The organism is Oceanisphaera sp. (genome assembly GCF_052084945.1).
Lineage (GTDB): Bacteria > Pseudomonadota > Gammaproteobacteria > Enterobacterales > Aeromonadaceae > Oceanimonas.
Window position 1 is genome coordinate 1 of the sequence record NZ_JBQDEX010000050.1, and the last position, 17,798, is coordinate 17,798.

General features: G+C 47.3%; 18 protein-coding genes. 11 read left to right on the forward strand and 7 right to left on the reverse strand.

Features of this window, described 5'->3' with window-relative positions:
• Positions 1 to 98: 98 nt before the first annotated feature.
• The 3 genes from thiQ to thiB are packed head-to-tail and all read right to left on the reverse strand — an operon-like array spanning position 99 to position 3,377.
• A complete protein-coding gene (gene thiQ, locus ACTHY5_RS06385) occupies positions 99 to 809 on the reverse strand; it encodes a thiamine ABC transporter ATP-binding protein (protein WP_441877892.1) in 711 nt (236 codons plus the stop codon).
• Entirely contained in the window at positions 793 to 2,394 is a 1,602-nt protein-coding gene (gene thiP / locus ACTHY5_RS06390) for a thiamine/thiamine pyrophosphate ABC transporter permease (RefSeq protein ID WP_441877894.1), read from the reverse strand. The genes thiQ and thiP overlap by 17 nt, the downstream gene beginning before the upstream one ends.
• Entirely contained in the window at positions 2,394 to 3,377 is a 984-nt protein-coding gene (thiB, locus tag ACTHY5_RS06395; RefSeq protein WP_441877896.1) for a thiamine ABC transporter substrate binding subunit, read from the reverse strand. The genes thiP and thiB overlap by 1 nt, the downstream gene beginning before the upstream one ends.
• A 181-nt stretch (positions 3,378 to 3,558) precedes the next feature.
• Here thiB and ACTHY5_RS06400 point away from each other — a divergent pair, with 181 nt between their 5' ends.
• Complete coding sequence (locus ACTHY5_RS06400; RefSeq protein ID WP_441877898.1) at positions 3,559 to 3,849, forward strand: PilZ domain-containing protein; 291 nt, start codon at positions 3,559 to 3,561, stop codon at positions 3,847 to 3,849.
• A 77-nt stretch (positions 3,850 to 3,926) separates the two neighbouring features.
• Here ACTHY5_RS06400 and leuD read toward each other — a convergent pair whose 3' ends face one another.
• Genes leuD through leuA form a run of 4 tightly spaced genes read right to left on the reverse strand, consistent with a single transcriptional unit; the run spans position 3,927 to position 8,605 of the window.
• The gene (gene leuD / locus ACTHY5_RS06405) at positions 3,927 to 4,526 is read right to left on the reverse strand and encodes a 3-isopropylmalate dehydratase small subunit (protein ID WP_441877900.1); all 600 of its coding nucleotides are present in this window, start codon (positions 4,524 to 4,526) and stop codon (positions 3,927 to 3,929) included.
• Positions 4,527 to 4,536: 10 nt separating this feature from the next.
• The gene (gene leuC / locus ACTHY5_RS06410) at positions 4,537 to 5,934 is read right to left on the reverse strand and encodes a 3-isopropylmalate dehydratase large subunit (protein ID WP_441877901.1); all 1,398 of its coding nucleotides are present in this window, start codon (positions 5,932 to 5,934) and stop codon (positions 4,537 to 4,539) included.
• Positions 5,934 to 7,034 (reverse strand): 3-isopropylmalate dehydrogenase, encoded by a 1,101-nt coding sequence (gene leuB, locus ACTHY5_RS06415; RefSeq protein ID WP_441877920.1) that lies wholly within the window; start codon positions 7,032 to 7,034, stop codon positions 5,934 to 5,936. Before leuB ends, leuC begins: the two co-directional genes overlap by 1 nt.
• Before the next feature lie 2 nt (positions 7,035 to 7,036).
• Positions 7,037 to 8,605: a 2-isopropylmalate synthase gene (gene leuA / locus ACTHY5_RS06420; protein ID WP_441877903.1), complete on the reverse strand. Its 1,569-nt coding sequence runs from the start codon at positions 8,603 to 8,605 to the stop codon at positions 7,037 to 7,039.
• A 734-nt stretch (positions 8,606 to 9,339) separates the two neighbouring features.
• Between leuA and ACTHY5_RS06425 the strand changes: the two genes are divergently transcribed.
• The 10 genes from ACTHY5_RS06425 to tuf all read left to right on the forward strand — a co-directional run bounded on the left by ACTHY5_RS06425 (position 9,340) and on the right by tuf (position 17,750).
• Complete coding sequence (locus ACTHY5_RS06425; RefSeq protein WP_441877905.1) at positions 9,340 to 11,058, forward strand: acetolactate synthase 3 large subunit; 1,719 nt, start codon at positions 9,340 to 9,342, stop codon at positions 11,056 to 11,058.
• Entirely contained in the window at positions 11,058 to 11,552 is a 495-nt protein-coding gene (ilvN, locus tag ACTHY5_RS06430; RefSeq protein WP_441877907.1) for an acetolactate synthase small subunit, read from the forward strand. Before ACTHY5_RS06425 ends, ilvN begins: the two co-directional genes overlap by 1 nt.
• Before the next feature lie 184 nt (positions 11,553 to 11,736).
• A complete protein-coding gene (locus ACTHY5_RS06435) occupies positions 11,737 to 12,120 on the forward strand; it encodes a RidA family protein (protein ID WP_441877909.1) in 384 nt (127 codons plus the stop codon).
• Positions 12,121 to 12,150: 30 nt separating this feature from the next.
• Positions 12,151 to 12,552, forward strand: a complete 402-nt coding sequence (gene tusD, locus ACTHY5_RS06440; protein WP_441877911.1) for a sulfurtransferase complex subunit TusD — start codon at positions 12,151 to 12,153, stop codon at positions 12,550 to 12,552.
• A gap of 26 nt (positions 12,553 to 12,578) precedes the next feature.
• The gene (tusC, locus tag ACTHY5_RS06445; protein ID WP_441877922.1) at positions 12,579 to 12,935 is read left to right on the forward strand and encodes a sulfurtransferase complex subunit TusC; all 357 of its coding nucleotides are present in this window, start codon (positions 12,579 to 12,581) and stop codon (positions 12,933 to 12,935) included.
• Positions 12,936 to 12,942: 7 nt separating this feature from the next.
• Entirely contained in the window at positions 12,943 to 13,242 is a 300-nt protein-coding gene (gene tusB, locus ACTHY5_RS06450; RefSeq protein ID WP_441877913.1) for a sulfurtransferase complex subunit TusB, read from the forward strand.
• Between the two features lie 158 nt (positions 13,243 to 13,400).
• Complete coding sequence (gene rpsL / locus ACTHY5_RS06455; RefSeq protein ID WP_208003861.1) at positions 13,401 to 13,775, forward strand: 30S ribosomal protein S12; 375 nt, start codon at positions 13,401 to 13,403, stop codon at positions 13,773 to 13,775.
• 84 nt (positions 13,776 to 13,859) lie between these two features.
• Positions 13,860 to 14,330, forward strand: coding sequence for a 30S ribosomal protein S7 (rpsG, locus tag ACTHY5_RS06460; protein ID WP_441877915.1), 471 nt, complete (start codon positions 13,860 to 13,862; stop codon positions 14,328 to 14,330).
• 74 nt (positions 14,331 to 14,404) lie between these two features.
• Entirely contained in the window at positions 14,405 to 16,504 is a 2,100-nt protein-coding gene (gene fusA, locus ACTHY5_RS06465) for an elongation factor G (protein ID WP_441877916.1), read from the forward strand.
• Positions 16,505 to 16,565: 61 nt separating this feature from the next.
• The gene (gene tuf, locus ACTHY5_RS06470) at positions 16,566 to 17,750 is read left to right on the forward strand and encodes an elongation factor Tu (protein ID WP_441877918.1); all 1,185 of its coding nucleotides are present in this window, start codon (positions 16,566 to 16,568) and stop codon (positions 17,748 to 17,750) included.
• Positions 17,751 to 17,798: the final 48 nt, after the last annotated feature.

The window sequence follows — 17,798 nt, forward strand, 5'->3', positions numbered from 1 at the left end:
CTCTATTGTTCCGTGTTCTTCCGTGGATTCCGTGGCGAAAAGTTTTGATCAGTTATTTTTCTAGATCGGTATAAAGTGATAAGAGTGGGAGCCCACTCTTATTTTTTTGGTCTTCCTGTGCCTAAGTAGGCCGCTAATTCAGGGGTAGAGGGCTTGTCTAGTAGTGCGGCAGCGCCTTGTTCTAAAATAGCACCATTATAAATAAAGGCGATATTATCAGCGACTCGGGCGGCTTCTTCTGGATGGTGAGTGACCAGTAATACCGTCAGTTGCAGCTGATCGGTTTGGTTACGTAATAAATCCAATAACTCAAAGCGTAAAGCCGGATCAAGCGCGGAAAAGGGTTCGTCGAGTAGCAAAATAGGCTGACGGCGTGCCAAGCAACGCGCCAAACCGACTCGTTGTTGTTGTCCGCCTGATAAACTGGTGGGTTTTCGCGATAATAAATCACTAATCCCTACCTGTTCAGCCACCTGTGCAATAAGTGCTTTTTGCGCGGAGTTAAGGCGTAAAGCGGTCGATAAGCCGATGGCGATATTGTCATAAACTGACAAATGCCAGAATAAGTTATTATCTTGAAAGAGTGTTGTTATCGGCCTGTGGGCGGGTGACAGTGACAATAGAGAGTGCTCATTATGCTGTAGCTTGCCCGAATCTATCTTAGAAAAACCACCCACCATGGACAGCAGGCTGGACTTACCGGCACCACTGGGGCCAATAAGAGCGGTAACCTCCCCCGCCTTGGCCGATAAGGTAAAGCATAATGCTTGCTCAGGGTAATGAGCGCTGAGTTTAGTGAGTTGTAGCATCTTTGCCCCCTAATGTGCCTTCAATAAGTGCAAATAGCCCTAAGCTTAAGATTAATAAGACGAGGGCGGTGGCTGCGGCCTCAACCATCTGATAGCTCCCTAGTTGCTGGTAGAGCAGCCATGGCAGAGTTTGCAACGACTGACTACCAAAGAGAGCTATGGCGCTTAAATCGCCTAGTGACAGCATCATGGCCAGTGCCAAGGTGAGTGCCAGTGGCTTTCGTAATAATGGCCATTCAACATGCTTAATTTGCTGCCAGCCTTGTATATCTAAACTGCAACATAAACGATGATATTGATGGCTAACCTGTTCCATGGGCTGCTGTAAGGTACGCAAGCCATAAGGCAGCGCCATGAGTGCATTGACCAGCAGTACCAATATGGGACCCAGCGTAAACACATCTGCCACATTGCGTAATAAAATAAATAGCCCAGTAGAAAGGACCACGGCGGGCAGCACTAAAATGGCAGAGCCGCTGGCCTCCATCAGGTTCGCCATCCTCTTGTGCTGTAGCTGCAAACGTAAATAGCGGCTACTTGTTAATAAGCCAACCGTCACCAGTACGCAGAGCAGGGCCGCGGCGCTCGCAATCAAGAGTGAGGTCAGCGTTGCGTGCCATAATGTGGGAGAGGTTAACGTGCCCAAGAGGGTGGGATTAATGCCGCTGCTAATAATGGCCAGTAACGGGGGCAGAAAAATACTCAAGCAAATACAGAGGATCAAGGCATCCCAAATACGCACCCGCAGCAAGCTTCTATCATGGCGTAGCTGGTTACTTCCAGCATAAGAAGGTTTAGGAGCCGGCTGGGTAACGCAATACTGTAATAGTAAAAAGCCGCTACAAAATACCAGTTGCAGTAATGCCAACATACCGGCAAAAGGCAGATCGAAATCAAAGCGCAGTGCCTGATAAATCGCGACTTCTAAGGTGGTGGATTTGGGGCCACCGCCTAAGGCCATTACGGTGGCAAAGCTGGTAAAACATAACATAAAAATCATGCTAGCTAATGCTAGAAGCGCACTGCGAATATTCGGCCATTCTAAGCGGATAAAAAGCTGCCAAGGGCTAAACCCCAGTTGACTGGCCATACGCCAATGGCTAGCAGGAATACGCTCAATACTCTGTAGAATAATGCGCGCCGCTAAGGGCATATTAAAAAATACGTGTGCCAGCAAAATACCAGTAAGGCCATATAGGTACCCTACAGAGTCAAAGCCGAGAGCTTGCAACAGCTGATTAACCCAGCCTTGTCTGCCGTGTACGGTGACAATACCAAATACCACCAAGATCACCGGCAGTACTAACGACAAGCCAAATAACCGTAATAATAAGCTTCTGCCAATAAAGTGACGTCGTGATAGCGCCTGAGCCAGCGGAATAGCCAGCATTAAACTGAGTGCGGTAGACAGCAAAGCCTGATAAAAACTAAACCAAATAATATGGTGTAAGTAACGATCATTGAGCAGCAGTCCCCAGCTCTGCTGAGCCCCTTGTGCTAATAACGCAATAATAGGGGCGACTGTGAGTAAGAGGATGGCCAGCAAACTTATGCTGCCGGGTAACCACCAATATTGACCTCTCATTAGCGGGTGACAGCGTTAAGCCATTGTCTTAACCAGCCTTTACGTTGCTCAGATACCTGCTCAGTGGTAAAGCTAAGCGCTTGTGTGGGCTGGACTAAGCGATTAAAGCTCGCGGGAAGGGGAGTATCTATAACAGGGTACATCCAATTTCCCGTGGGGATCTGTTCTTGAAAATCGGGCGTGAGTATAAATTGCATAAACTGCTCAGCAAGCTCGGGCTCTTGGCTAGTTTTCAGCTTAGCCGCCACTTCGACTTGTAGGTAATGACCTTCTGAAAAAGCCGCCGCTTGGTATTGGTGCTCTTGTTCCGCTTCAATATGATAGGCCGGTGAACTGGTATAAGAGAGCACGAGATCGGCTTCATTTTTAAGAAACATACCATAAGACTCGCTCCAACCCTTGGTGACGGCCACGGTACGCTTAGCAAGGTTTTGCCATACATCAGGCGCTTGGTCACCATATAGCTTTTGTACCCACAGCATTAATCCTTGCCCTGGAGTACTGGTACGCGGGTCTTGATACAGTAAGCTTAGCTCGGGACGTTCAAGCAGTTCATTAAAACTTTTGGGAGGGTTATCGAGTTTATCGGCATTGTAGATAAAAGCAAAATAGCCATAGTCATAGGGAACAAAATAAGCGTCACCCCATCCACCCGGAATAGCTAAATCGGGTAGAGGTTGTTGATGCTTGGCCAGCAAGCCGGTATTTTTGGCCGCTTGTAGTAGGTTATTATCTAGCCCTAAGATGACATCGGCTTTGGTACGCTTACCTTCTAATTTGAGTCTATTTAAAATCGACACACCGTCATCTAACGCCACTAATTTAATCTCACAACCACATTTACTCTCAAAAGCCTGTTTTATTGCCGGTCCTGGACCCCAATCAGAAGCAAATGAGCTATATGTATAAACAGTGAGGGTGGACGTTTCTGCTAGGGCTTGGCTGCTTAGAAGTAAAGACAGAGCAATAACAAGTTTGTTCAATGGACACTCCTGATAAATAAAATAGAGCCGAGAGCGTCACGGGGGAGTCGGGTTAAACCGAGTCGGTGACACGAGTCTGTTCTCAGCGGTTAGCCGCACCTCGTTTGCACTGTGCTATTGTAGTTTTATTCCGCAAGCTAAACTAGTGTCATATACTCTAAGACTTACAAGGAAGGTAATTATGCTAACTGCGAATCATGATCAGCGTTCTTTTCAGCGTATGGCGCTCAACACTAAAATTATTTTAGCGAATGCCCATACCAGAGTAGAAGGACTATGCCGAAATATTAGTGCTACAGGTGCATTAGTTGAAGTGACAAGTGGACAGTGTCAATTAGGCGAGGAGTGGCAGTTAGTGATGCCTTCTGCCGATAATAATGTTGAGCCGCTTAAAGCCATCGCTTCAGTGTTACGAGTTGACTCTGGTAGCACAACCGATGTAGTCGCATTCAGTTTAAGTGCTGTGCGCTAATAATACGCTGTAATATAAACAAAAACCGAGCGCATGGCTCGGTTTTGTTAAGGGATACGAGTGACTAGACTATTCGTTTATAACCAGCTAGGTTGCTTGGCTTCAAAGCTGTCAATTTGCGTTTGATGCTGTAACGTAAGACCTATGCTGTCTAGCCCATTGAGTAGGCAGTAGCGGCGAAACTCATCAATTTCAAATGAGAAACTAAGCTCACCTGCACGTACTTGTTGCGCTTCTAAATCTACGGTGACGTCGGCGCTAGGGTTTGCAGTCACATAGGCAAACAGTGCGTCTACTTCAGTGTCGGCTAACTTAACGGGCACCATGCCATTGTTAATCGCATTACCATAGAAAATATCGGCAAAACTTGGAGCAATAACGGCTTGTAGGCCAAAGTCAGCCAGCGCCCACGGAGCGTGTTCACGGCTTGAACCACAACCAAAGTTTTCACGCGCTAATAAAATCACCGCTTTATCAAAGGGCGCTTTATTGAGCACAAACTCAGGGTTAGGCTGGTCGCCGGCTTCATCTAAAAAGCGCGAGTCATGAAACAAATGCTTACCAAACCCTGAGCGTGTTACTTTTTGCAGAAACTGCTTAGGAATAATTTGATCGGTATCCACGTTCGCCTCATCTAACGGGGCGGCAATACCGGTTAATTGCTTAAATCCGCTCATCTTCTGTCCCTTATAAGTCACGAATGTCGACGAAGTGTCCGAATACAGCGGCAGCTGCCGCCATAGCTGGGCTCACTAAATGAGTACGACCACCGCGGCCTTGGCGGCCTTCAAAGTTACGGTTACTGGTGGCGGCACAGCGCTCGCCAGGCAATAAGCGGTCGTTGTTCATGGCTAAGCACATAGAACAACCGGGCAAGCGCCACTCAAAGCCGGCTTCAGTAAAGATTTTATCTAACCCTTCTGCTTCAGCCTGAGCTTTTACTTGCTGTGAACCGGGTACCACTAACGCCTGCACTCCTGCAGCCACGGTGCGGCCTTTGGCAATGTCGGCTGCGGCGCGTAAGTCTTCAATACGACTATTGGTGCACGAGCCAATAAAGACTTTATCAATACTGACGTCTGTTAGCTTAGTGCCACCGGATAATGCCATGTATTTCAGCGAACGTTCTGCGGTGTGGCGCTCAATGGCATCTGTCATGGCTTCTGGCTTGGGAATGGTGCCATTGACGGCCATCACCTGGCCTGGGTTGGTGCCCCAGGTGACTTGGGGGGCTATTTCGCTACCTTCAAGTTCCACTACAGCGTCAAACTGAGCATTGGCGTCAGATTTTAGCGTCTTCCACTGTGCCACTGCCTGATCCCAATCATCGCCTTTAGGGGCAAAAGGGGTATCTTTCAGATAATCAAAAGTTGTCTGGTCAGGAGCAATTAAGCCCGCTTTTGCACCTAACTCGATGGCCATATTACAAATGGTCATGCGTGATTCCATAGACAGCGCCTCAATAACGCTGCCACAAAATTCCACGACATAACCGGTACCGCCAGCGTGGGTGACTTTACCAATAATGGCCAATACCACGTCTTTGGCACTAATGCCGGGGTTAAGCTGGCCATTCACCTGAATTTTCATGGTTTTAGCACGACCCTGTTTGAGGGTCTGGGTGGCCATTACATGCTCAACTTCTGAGGTTCCAATACCAAACGCCAAGGCACCAAAGGCACCATGGGTCGCGGTATGTGAGTCACCGCATACTATAGTGGTGCCGGGAAGAGTTAAGCCAAGCTCTGGGCCAATAACGTGCACTATGCCTTGATATTTATGGTGTAAGTCATATAAAGGGACGCCAAACTCTTCACAGTTTTTGGCTAAGGTTTCCATTTGAATGCGGGCCATTTCACCGGAGGCGGCAATGTCATTGGTTTCGGTCGATACGTTGTGATCCATGGTCGCCCAGGTGCGATCGGGGCGACGCAGCTTACGGCCCTTTTCACGTAAACCATCAAAGGCTTGTGGTGAGGTCACTTCATGTACTAAATGGCGGTCGATATAAAGCAGCGGCGTTTCGCCGGCTTCATTACGAACCAAATGGGCGTCGAATACTTTTTCATAAAGGGTCTTAGCCATTAGCTTGCTCTCCTGATGCGGTTAGCGATGTGCTCACCCATTTGCACTGTGGTTTGTACGGGGTGCTTAGCATCGGCTTTATATAAATCACCACTAAAGTAGCCCTCAGATAAGGTCTCACTAATAGCGCGTTCTATTGCCTGTGCCGCCGCTTCTTCTTTAAAACTGTAGCGTAGCATGAGTGCGGCAGATAAAATTTGTGCCACAGGGTTGGCGATACCTTTACCGGCAATATCCGGTGCCGAACCACCAGCGGGCTCATACAAGCCAAAGCCTTGATCGTTTAAGCTTACCGATGGCAGCAGCCCCATAGAGCCGGTGAGCATGGCCATTTCATCAGAGATAATATCGCCGAACAAATTAGAGCACAGCATGACATCAAACTGTGATGGGTCTTTAATAAGCTGCATGGTGGCGTTATCAATATAGATGTGGTTTAAGGTGACATCTGGGTAGTCTTTAGCCACCTCAATGACCACTTCACGCCACAAGATTGAGGCTTGCAGTACGTTGGCTTTATCGACAGAAGTGACAATGCCACGGCGGCCTTGGGCTGCCTCAAAGGCTAAGCGGGCAATGCGTTCAATTTCATAGCGGTGATACACTTCAGTATCAAAGGCTTTTTCTTGAGCGCCTTCGCCTTCACGGCCTTTGGGTTGGCCAAAGTAGATGCCACCGGTGAGCTCGCGCATACAGACGATGTCGAAGCCGCGAGCACTAATATCGGCACGCAATGGAGAGAAGTCTTCTAAGCCTTCATAAATGCGTGCTGGGCGCATATTACAAAATAACTTAAAGTGGCCACGCAAAGGCAGTAGGGCACCGCGCTCGGGTTGATCGTTGGGGGGCAGATGCTCCCACTTAGGGCCGCCTACCGAGCCAAATAGCACCGCATCAGCCGCTTCACAGCCAGCTAAGGTCGCGGCAGGCAGCGGGGTGCCATGATTATCGATGGCCACGCCACCCACATCAAAGTGGCTTAGTTCGAGGGTAAAGCCAAACTCGCTTTGTACTTTATCGAGTACTTTAAGGGCTTCTGCCATCACTTCTGGGCCTATGCCGTCGCCGGGTAAAACCGCGACTTTATAACTTGCGCTCATACTCACACTGTCTCCATACGAATTTTCTTTTGAATTGCTTCTTTTTTCTTCTCTGCTACTTGCTCGGCACGATAAACACTATTAATAACATGCACTAAGGCTTGCGCAGATGATTCTACAATATCGGTGGCTAAGCCCATGCCGTGGAAGTTACGTTCTTTATAAGTAGCCACAATATCCACTTGGCCTAAGGCATCTTTGCCTTCGCCTTTGCTTTGTAGCTCATATTTATCCACGCTAATGTTGTAGCCTGTTATACGATTAATACACTGATAAACGGCATCTACAGGGCCATTACCTACGGCGGCTTCATTAACTACTTCGTCACCCACTTCCATACGTACACTGGCGGTAGCCATTACATTGCTGCCCGATTGTACGCTGACGTATTTTAATTTGAACTGCTCAGGCTCTTCGTGAATTTGGCTGAAAAACACCAAGGCTTCTAAATCATAATCAAACACTTGGCCCTTACGATCAGCTAAAGCTAAGAAGCTGTCGTACAAGGCATCTAACTCATAGTCTTGCTCGCTATAGCCTAGCTCGCTCATGCGGTGTTTAATTACATGACGACCCGAACGTGAGGTTAAGTTCAGTTCGTTTTTTTGCACGCCTATGCTTTCAGGAGTAATAATTTCGTAGGTATTTTTACTCTTCAGCACGCCGTCTTGGTGAATGCCAGAAGAATGTGAAAAGGCATTCGCGCCCACAATGGCTTTATTAGGCTGCACCGGCATATTGCATAAGTTGCGCACTAACTGACTAGTACGGTAAATCTCTTGATGCTTAATGTTCGTATTCACGCCCAACAGCTCATGGCGTGTCTTTAAGATCATGGCAATTTCTTCTAACGAGCAATTGCCTGCTCGCTCGCCAATGCCGTTAATAGTGCATTCTACTTGGCGAGCACCCTGCTGAATGGCCGCAATGGAGTTAGCCACAGACATGCCTAAATCATCATGGCAATGCACTGAAATAACCGCCTTATCAATGTTAGGTACGCGGTTGAACAGCATTTCTATAATATTGCCGAACTCGCTAGGCACAGTATAACCGACTGTGTCAGGAATGTTGACCGTGGTGGCACCGGCCTTAATCACCGCCTCGACCATGCGGCATAGGTTATCTATAGGTGTACGACCAGCATCTTCGCAAGAAAACTCGACATCATCGGTGTAGCGACGCGCATGTTTTACCGCATTAACGCCCATTTCTAAAACTGAGCCAAACTCTTTGCGTAGTTTACTTTGCACATGAATATCAGAGGTAGAAATAAAGGTATGAATACGAAATTGATCCGCAACTCTAAGTGCCTCACCCGCGGCATCGATATCGGCTTCTAAAGCTCGTGATAACGCACACACTCGACTGTCTTTTATATGACGAGCTATGGTTTGCACCGACTCAAAATCACCTGGCGACGAAATAGGAAAGCCTACCTCCATAATATCTACACCGAGGCGTTCTAGAGCGTAAGCAATTTGTAGTTTTTCTTTGACTGTTAGGCTGGCGGAAAGCGCCTGCTCGCCGTCTCGCAAAGTAGTATCGAAAATGATGACCTGGTTCGACATGTCGCTTTCCCCTTAGTTTGCTGCACCGTCTGCGCCGCACATAAAAAACCCGTGCTGCTGGCACGGGTTTTTATAAAAATATATGGATGATGAATTCCAGCTACGCTCGCCCCGTGCGCGTAAGCACCTGTGAGTTTAATAGCAGTAGTAGCTGAATAAAATTAGACATAACTCTCATCATCAAATAATAAATTCGTTAACAACAGTATACAAATAACGGTAAATTGTGACGCTGTCAACATTTTAGGGCATATTTAAAAGCAACAGTCACTCGGTATTACAGAGGTAATTGGCTGCATTGTTAGCTATTAGCTTTTTAATGTTAGTGGTTGGTGGTTTATTATTTTGTTAATTTGCTTTGTTACGTTATAAACACCTGATGTTTATCTTGGTTGCTCATTGGTCAGTAGCTTATAAAGGCGGCAGAATGACATAAGAAGCACAGCGCTTGCTGGTTTTTTTAATGAACGGCTTTTTGATGAAAATCGCTCTTGTAGCGAGTGAGTGTATGGCGCTTAAAGCGTGATTAGCTGTGCTTTGCGTAAAGCGCATAGACAAGAGATTTAAAGCAGGTTAAGGTAAATTTTCTTCCCTTTTCTGCTTGTTTATCCTCTATCTAGCAGACGTATTTGTTTTTTAGATAAAATTGCTGGTCTTGAATTGCCGCAGGTAGCTGAGTGGTTTAAGCATATAATGAGCAGAGTAAATAAAGTATAAAGCCTGGAGGGCTTATCATGGAGATGTTATCAGGCGCACAAATGGTGGTTCGGGCGCTGGAAGATCAGGGAGTCGAGCATTTATTCGGTTACCCCGGCGGTTCAGTGCTTGATATCTATGACGCCTTATTTGAAAACAGTAAAATAGAACATGTATTGGTGCGCCACGAGCAAGCGGCCGTACACATGGCCGATGGCTATACCCGAGCTACCGGTACGGTCGGCACGGTATTGGTGACGTCAGGTCCAGGGGCCACTAACTGCATTACCGGTATTGCCACCGCCGCCATGGACTCTATCCCTATGGTGATTTTATCGGGTCAGGTGCCTACTTCTTATATTGGTGATGATGCCTTCCAAGAAACCGATATGATTGGTATTTCTCGCCCCATCGTTAAGCACAGCTTTTTATGCAAAAAAGCATCTGATATTCCGATGGCGATTAAAAAAGCCTACTACATTGCCGCCAGTGGTCGCCCAGGCCCTGTGGTAGTTGATTTGCCAAAAGACGTACAAAACCCACTAGAGAAGCATCCTTACGTGTATCCTAGCTCGGTTGAAATGCGCTCTTATAATCCCTCTAGCGCCGGACATAAAGGGCAGATAAAAAAAGCCATGACCGCCTTAGCTAAAGCGAAGCGGCCCATTATGTATGTAGGGGGCGGGGCTGTTACCTCTGAGGCGAGTGCGCTGGTTATTGAGCTGGCCGAGAAGTTTAATCTTCCAGTGACCAACACTTTAATGGGCTTGGGCGTAATGCCTGGTACTCATAAACAATTTGTTGGCATGTTAGGGATGCACGGGACTTATGAAGCCAATAAGTCGATGCATAATTCCGATCTTATTTTGGCCATTGGTGCGCGCTTTGATGACAGGGTAACCAACAATGTTGCTAAGTTCTGTCCGCACGCCACTGTAGTGCATGTGGATGTGGATCCGACGTCTATCTCTAAAAACATTCAAGCGCATATTCCCATTGTGGGCTCAGCTGATACGGTATTAAGTCAAATGCTGGGTATTATTCGTGAGCTAGGTTTACAAACCGATGCCCAAGCGATGAGTGACTGGTGGGAACAAATTGAGCAATGGCGCTCGCGTGATTGCTTGAAATATACCACCAGTGAACAGCACATTAAGCCCCAGCAGGTGATTGAGTCTGTGTATCGCATCACCAAAGGTGAAGCCATGGTCAGCTCTGATGTGGGGCAACACCAAATGTTTGCTGCACTCTACTATCCCTTTGATAAACCTCGTCAGTGGATTAACTCCGGTGGTTTGGGCACCATGGGCTTTGGTTTACCCGCTGCTATGGGTGCGCAAATGGCGCGGCCCGATGCAATATCGGTGTGTGTGACCGGTGATGGCTCTATTCAGATGAATATTCAAGAGCTTTCTACCTGTATGCAGTACAACATACCGGTCAAAATTATCTCCATGAATAACCACTCCTTAGGCATGGTAAAACAGTGGCAGAAAATGTTCTATGAAGGCCGTGAAAGTCATTCTTACATGGACTCTTTGCCCGACTTTGTGAAGCTGGCCGAGGCATATGGCCATGTCGGTATTCGCGTCTCCGATCCTAAAGAGCTGGATGCGGCATTAGAGAAATGCTTCTCAATGACTGATAAGCTGGTGTTTATGGATATTTTGATCGACCCCGAAGAGCATGTTTATCCGATGCACATTAAAACTGGTGCCATGGATGAAATGTTTTTAAGTAAAACGGAGAGAACCTAATGCGACGTATCATATCCCTGCTGCTGGAAAACGAATCTGGCGCCTTGAGTCGAGTGGTTGGATTATTCTCTCAGCGGGCATATAACATTGAAACCCTCACAGTGGCGCCAACGGAAGATCCTACTTTGTCGCGTATGACGTTAGTCACCACAGGTAACGAGCGTGAAATAGAGCAAATTACTAAACAGCTGAATAAGCTAGTGGATGTGCTTAAAGTAAGTGATTTAAGTGAAGGTAGCCACATTGAGCGCGAAATCGTGTTAGTAAAAGTGCGGGCCGACGGTGCCAATCGTGATGAAGTTAAACGCACTGCTGATATTTTTCGGGGGCAAATTGTGGATGTTACCGCCCACCTGTACACAGTGCAGTTAGTAGGTACCAGTGACAAACTGGATGCTTTTATTCGTAACATGACTGATGTAACCGAAGTAGTTGAAGTGGTACGCAGTGGTGTTTGTGGTGTATCACGCGGTGAAAAATCGCTACGCCCTTAAAGGCAGAATGTTAGCTAGATACCAAAAACCGCCTTCAGGCGGTTTTTTTATTGACATCTGTCATCATCAGTTGATGATCAGAGGCAGTGAGTGGTGTTAGCGTTTGTGCTGCATGGCTCTATTACACTTTGTTATATATCACTGGGTAGGCGATAACATCTAGGCCAACCCACTAGGAGCTCTCATGACTAAAACGATCATTGCGACCGAACACGCCCCTGCTGCTATTGGTCCTTATGTACAAGCCACGCGTATTGGTAACACTTTGTATACTTCAGGCCAGATCCCGCTCGATCCCGTCAGCATGACAGTGGTTGACGGCGGTATTGAAGCCCAAACCATACAAGTAATGAATAATTTATTGGCGGTATTAAAAGAGGCGGGCGCTGATGCATCAAGCGTACTCAAAACTACTTGCTACCTATCTGATATGAATAACTTTTTAACCTTTAATGAAGTGTATGCCAGCTACTTCACATTAGGTGCACCGGCGCGTTCTTGTGTAGAAGCAGCGCGCTTGCCAAAAGATGTGTTAGTTGAAGTAGAAGCGATTGCTTACGTTAAATAATCGTACTGTTAAATAATAAAGAGGCTGGTTATGACGCCACTTAAGCTGCGGTTTGCTTTATTGGTTACAGGCCCTTGTTATGGCACTCAATCGGCAGCAGATGCCTATCGGTTTGCTTGTGCGGTAATAGCGCAAGGTCATGTCATTAGTCATGTCTTTTTTTATCAAGACGGCGTCCATAATGCCAATCAGATGGTGCAGCCAGCAGCCGATGAGGCTGATTTACAGCAAGCTTGGGTTGAATTTGCCACCTTGCATCACATAACGCTAGATGTATGCGTGGCTGCCGCCTTGCGCCGTGGTATTTGCGATCAGGCATCAGCAGACCATGCTACACAAGCACAGTGGAATGTAGCGGCGCCTTTTTGTATGACAGGACTAGGGCAGCTGGCAACAGCGGCGCTAACGGCCGACCGAGTGGTACAATTTTAATGGGACTCGCTGATGAGATGGTTATTATGAACAAGGTCGCCTTTATATTTAGGACCCCACCTCATGGCAGTGCATCGGGTCGAGAGGGCCTAGATGCGGCGTTGGCAACGTCGGCACTCAGTGAAAATATTGGGCTGTTTTTTGTTGATGACGGTGTTTATCAGTTGCTAACCGGACAAGCTCCTAACGCTATTCTTGGACGAGATTACGCACCTACTTTTGGTTTACTCGAACTCTATGATGTAGAACACGTTTATGTTTGCGAGCAGTCATTAGCGGAGCGCGGTTTGACCTCGGCACAAATAGGGATAGCCGCTCATATGGTTTGCGCTAGCCAGTGGCAACAGTGCTTGAGCGATTATCAAGTACGGCTTAGCTTTTGAGGGCATAATGATACACACCATTAAACACTCCCCTTTTAGCCATCAAGCGCTCAATCAGGCGCTATCGCAAATGCAACCAAATGATCAGATGTTGTTATGGCAAGATGCAGTGATTGCCGCCAGCGTTAGCACCGCTGTGTCATCGGCATGGCAAGATCATTTACATACACTGGCACGCCAAGGCCGCTTGTATGTGATGCAAGAGGATTTAGCCGCCCGAGGCTTAACCCATCAAGTAGGAAAACTTATTTGTATGGCCGACTGGGTCACATTAGTGGCAGAATGGGGGAGCCCACAGGCTTGGTAATATACAATTTCGATAAAAATCGACTAATAACGATAAATCTTCGAGCAATAATTGTATAAATCTTGACTCAAGGGCGTAGCAAGCATAGAATTTTGCGTCCCCACTTTTGGGGAACGTTTCTTCACAACTGTAGAACGATATATTTTCAGGAGCTGTTAATGACTACAATTAATCAGCTGGTTCGCAAACCACGCAAAAAAGTCGTTGCTTTAGGCAGCGTACCAGCGTTGGAAGCGTGCCCGCAAAAACGCGGCGTATGTACCCGCGTATACACCACCACTCCAAAAAAGCCGAACTCTGCACTGCGTAAAGTATGTCGTGTTCGTCTAACCAATGGTTTTGAGGTGAACTCATACATTGGTGGTGAAGGCCACAACCTGCAAGAGCACTCTGTTGTGCTTATTCGCGGTGGTCGTGTTAAAGATTTACCAGGTGTGCGTTACCACACCGTTCGTGGCGCGCTAGACACCTCAGGTGTTTCTGCTCGTCGCCAGGGTCGTTCTAAGTACGGCGCTAAAAAACCTAAGGCTTAATAGTTCTCTGTTAAGTAAGGCCAAACATTTTATTCAATAACACATTGTGTTTTGGGTTATCCCTGAAGTTACGGAGAATTTGCAATGCCAAGACGTCGCGTGATCGGCCAGCGTAAAATATTACCAGATCCTAAGTTTGGATCCGATTTGCTGGCAAAATTTGTAAACATTTTGATGATTGACGGTAAAAAATCTACCGCAGAAGCTATTGTTTACACAGCTCTAGAAGCAGCTGCTACTAAAAGTGGCAAAGAGCATCTAGCGCTGTTTGAAGAAGCACTCGAAAATATTCGTCCTACAGTTGAAGTTAAATCGCGCCGTGTAGGTGGTTCTACCTACCAGGTGCCAGTAGAAGTACGCCCAGTGCGTCGTAATGCTTTAGGCATGCGCTGGTTAGTAGACTCTGCGCGTAAGCGTGGTGAAAAATCTATGGCTCAACGCCTAGCGGGTGAGCTGATAGATGCTGCTGATAACAAAGGTTCTGCGGTTAAGAAGCGTGAAGACGTGCACCGTATGGCTGAAGCAAACAAAGCGTTTGCACACTACCGCTGGTAATTGGTTGGGTGTGCAGTTTGCACACCCCTTTAATTGCCTACTAAGGGTATTGACCTTAGCAAGAGGATTTTATTGTGGCTCGTACAACCCCAATTGAGCGCTATCGCAACATTGGTATTAGTGCTCACATTGATGCTGGTAAAACCACCACCACAGAGCGGGTGCTGTTTTATACCGGTGTAAACCATAAAATTGGCGAAACTCACCAGGGTTCTGCCACCATGGACTGGATGGAGCAAGAGCAAGAGCGTGGTATTACTATCACCTCTGCGGCAACTACCTGTTTTTGGGATGGGATGGAGCACCAGTACCCGCAGCACCGTATCAACATCATCGATACCCCTGGGCACGTTGACTTCACCATTGAAGTTGAACGGTCTATGCGGATCCTCGATGGTGCCGTTATGGTTTACTGTGCCGTGGGGGGCGTTCAGCCGCAGTCTGAAACCGTATGGCGTCAGGCGAATAAATACCATGTTCCGCGTATTGCGTTTGTTAATAAAATGGACCGTACCGGGGCTGACTTCTTGCGTGTAGTTTCACAGATAAAAAGCCGCCTAAAAGGTGAGCCAGTTCCTGTGCAGTTACCGATCGGCTCTGAAGAAGACTTCAAAGGCGTAATCGATCTGGTCAAGATGAAAGCTATCGACTGGGATAATGATAATCACGGGACCAGTTTCGTATATTACGATATTCCCGACAATCTGCGTGAACTAGCCGAAGAATGGCGTCAGAACATGGTAGAGGCTGCGGCCGAAGCTAACGATGAACTGATGGATAAGTACCTAGAAGGTAATGAGCTAACGGAAGCCGAAATTAAAGCCGGTTTACGTCAGCGCGTACTTAATAGCGAAATTATTCTAGTGACCTGTGGCACCGCCTTTAAAAATAAAGGCGTGCAAGCCATGCTAGACGTTGTGATTGATTATCTGCCGTCTCCGGTTGAAGTGGCTGCTATTGCTGGTACCAAAGTGGACGGTGAATCGCCAGAAACTCGTCCTGCCAGCGATGAGGCGCCTTTCTCTGCCCTCGCATTTAAGATTGCGACTGATCCATTTGTGGGTAGCCTAACGTTTTTCCGCGTGTACTCGGGTGTAGTAAGCACTGGAGATACCGTAATGAACTCCGTTAAGGGTAAGCGCGAGCGCTTCGGTCGTATCGTACAGATGCATGCTAATAAGCGTGAAGAAATTAAATCCGTCTGTGCTGGTGATATCGCCGCCGCCATTGGTTTGAAAGACGTAACCACGGGTGACACCTTGTGTGCCCAGAATGCGCCTATCATACTGGAGCGTATGGAATTCCCTGAGCCGGTAATTTCCGTTGCAGTGGAACCTAAAACTCAAGCCGACCAAGAAAAAATGGGTCTGGCCTTGGGGCGCCTAGCGCAGGAAGACCCGTCTTTCCGCGTACAGACCGATGAAGAATCAGGTCAAACTATCATTGCTGGTATGGGTGAGTTGCACCTCGATATTTTGGTAGATAGAATGCAGCGTGAGTTCAACGTACAAGCGAACGTGGGTAAGCCCATGGTAGCCTATCGTGAAAGTATTAGCGGTAGCGTTGAGCAGGAAGGCAAGTTCGTACGTCAATCAGGTGGTCGAGGGCAGTTTGGTCACGTGTGGATCAAGATTGAGCCACAAGCGGCCGGTACTGGCTATGAGTTTGTGAATGCCATTGTTGGCGGTGCAGTACCAAAAGAGTATTGCCCGTCAGTAGACAAAGGTATTCAAGAACAAATGAGACAGGGGGTATTGGCCGGTTATCCAATCGAAGATATCAAGGTCACCCTGTACGATGGTTCTTATCATGATGTTGACTCTTCTGAGATGGCCTTTAAAATCGCAGGATCGATGGCATTTAAAGAGGGGTTTATGAAATGTAACCCCGTGCTACTTGAACCTACGATGAAGGTTGAATTAGAAACGCCAGAAGAGTATATGGGTGATGTAATTGGTGACGTTAATCGTCGCCGTGGTATCATCGAAGGCATGGAAGATGGCACATCAGGCAAAATAATTAATGCCATGATTCCGCTATCTGAAATGTTTGGCTATGCTACAGACCTGCGCTCACAGTCGCAAGGTCGTGCTTCTTACTCTATGGAGTTTGCTAAGTACGCCGAAGTACCTGCCAGCATGGCTGAAGCGCTTATTGCTGCTCGTAAAGGTTAATAATCTTTGTTTAAACTTTCCACCGCAACGCGAGTGGGAACAAACTAGGAAGGACTAGTCCGTGTCTAAAGAAAAATTTGAACGTAATAAAACACACGTAAACGTAGGTACTATCGGCCACGTTGACCACGGTAAAACAACTCTGACTGCTGCTATTACTACTGTATTAGCAAAGAAAATGGGTGGTAGCGCTCGCGACTACGCTCAAATCGATAACGCACCAGAAGAAAAAGCACGTGGTATAACCATCGCTGCTTCTCACGTTGAGTACGATACTGAATCTCGTCACTACGCACACGTAGACTGCCCAGGTCACGCCGACTATGTTAAAAACATGATCACCGGTGCTGCTCAAATGGACGGCGCAATCTTGGTTGTTGCTTCTACTGATGGTCCTATGCCACAGACTCGTGAGCACATCCTGTTAGCACGTCAGGTTGGCGTTCCTTACATCGTTGTATTCATGAACAAATGTGACATGGTTGACGATGAAGAGCTACTTGAGCTGGTAGAAATGGAAATCCGTGAGTTGTTGTCTGAGTACGACTTCCCAGGTGATGACACTCCAGTAATCCAAGGTTCTGCACTGAAAGGCCTAGAAGGCGAGCCAGAGTGGGAAGAGAAGATCGTTGAGTTGGCTGCAGCTCTTGATTCTTACATCCCTGATCCTGAGCGTGCTGTTGACGGTGCTTTCTTGCTACCAATCGAGGACGTGTTCTCAATTCAAGGCCGTGGTACTGTTGTTACCGGTCGTGTTGAGCGCGGTATCATCAAGGTTGGTGAAGAACTTGAAGTTGTTGGTATCAAGGACACAACTAAGACTACTTGTACTGGTGTAGAAATGTTCCGTAAGCTGCTTGACGAAGGTCGTGCAGGTGAGAACGTTGGTGTTCTTCTACGTGGTACTAAGCGTGAAGACGTTGAGCGTGGCCAGGTTCTTGCTAAGCCAGGTTCTATTACTCCACACACTACTTTTGAATCAGAAATCTATGTTCTGTCAAAAGAAGAAGGTGGTCGTCACACTCCTTTCTTTAAAGGCTACCGTCCACAGTTCTACTTCCGTACAACTGACGTGACTGGTACTATCGAATTGCCAGAAGGCGTAGAGATGGTAATGCCTGGTGACAACGTACACATGGTTGTTACTCTGATTGCTCCTATCGCGATGGAAGACGGTCTACGTTTTGCTATCCGTGAAGGTGGTCGTACTGTTGGTGCTGGTGTTGTAGCGAAAATCGTTGCTTAATTAGTACTTACAAGTATGCAAAAAAGGAGGCCTCGGCCTCCTTTTTTT

Bases quoted from the DNA above. Each gene is read 5' to 3' on its own strand.
- leuA (WP_441877903.1), bottom strand. From the start codon at position 8,605: ATGTCGAACCAGGTCATCATTTTCGATACTACTTTGCGAGACGGCGAG.
- leuB (WP_441877920.1), bottom strand. From the start codon at position 7,034: ATGAGCGCAAGTTATAAAGTCGCGGTTTTACCCGGCGACGGCATAGGC.
- rpsG (WP_441877915.1), top strand. From the start codon at position 13,860: ATGCCAAGACGTCGCGTGATCGGCCAGCGTAAAATATTACCAGATCCT.
- ACTHY5_RS06435 (WP_441877909.1), top strand. From the start codon at position 11,737: ATGACTAAAACGATCATTGCGACCGAACACGCCCCTGCTGCTATTGGT.
- ACTHY5_RS06400 (WP_441877898.1), top strand. From the start codon at position 3,559: ATGCTAACTGCGAATCATGATCAGCGTTCTTTTCAGCGTATGGCGCTC.
- tusB (WP_441877913.1), top strand. From the start codon at position 12,943: ATGATACACACCATTAAACACTCCCCTTTTAGCCATCAAGCGCTCAAT.
- ilvN (WP_441877907.1), top strand. From the start codon at position 11,058: ATGCGACGTATCATATCCCTGCTGCTGGAAAACGAATCTGGCGCCTTG.
- tusD (WP_441877911.1), top strand. From the start codon at position 12,151: ATGACGCCACTTAAGCTGCGGTTTGCTTTATTGGTTACAGGCCCTTGT.
- ACTHY5_RS06425 (WP_441877905.1), top strand. From the start codon at position 9,340: ATGGAGATGTTATCAGGCGCACAAATGGTGGTTCGGGCGCTGGAAGAT.
- leuC (WP_441877901.1), bottom strand. From the start codon at position 5,934: ATGGCTAAGACCCTTTATGAAAAAGTATTCGACGCCCATTTGGTTCGT.
- thiQ (WP_441877892.1), bottom strand. From the start codon at position 809: ATGCTACAACTCACTAAACTCAGCGCTCATTACCCTGAGCAAGCATTA.
- thiP (WP_441877894.1), bottom strand. From the start codon at position 2,394: ATGAGAGGTCAATATTGGTGGTTACCCGGCAGCATAAGTTTGCTGGCC.
- rpsL (WP_208003861.1), top strand. From the start codon at position 13,401: ATGACTACAATTAATCAGCTGGTTCGCAAACCACGCAAAAAAGTCGTT.
- leuD (WP_441877900.1), bottom strand. From the start codon at position 4,526: ATGAGCGGATTTAAGCAATTAACCGGTATTGCCGCCCCGTTAGATGAG.
- tusC (WP_441877922.1), top strand. From the start codon at position 12,579: ATGAACAAGGTCGCCTTTATATTTAGGACCCCACCTCATGGCAGTGCA.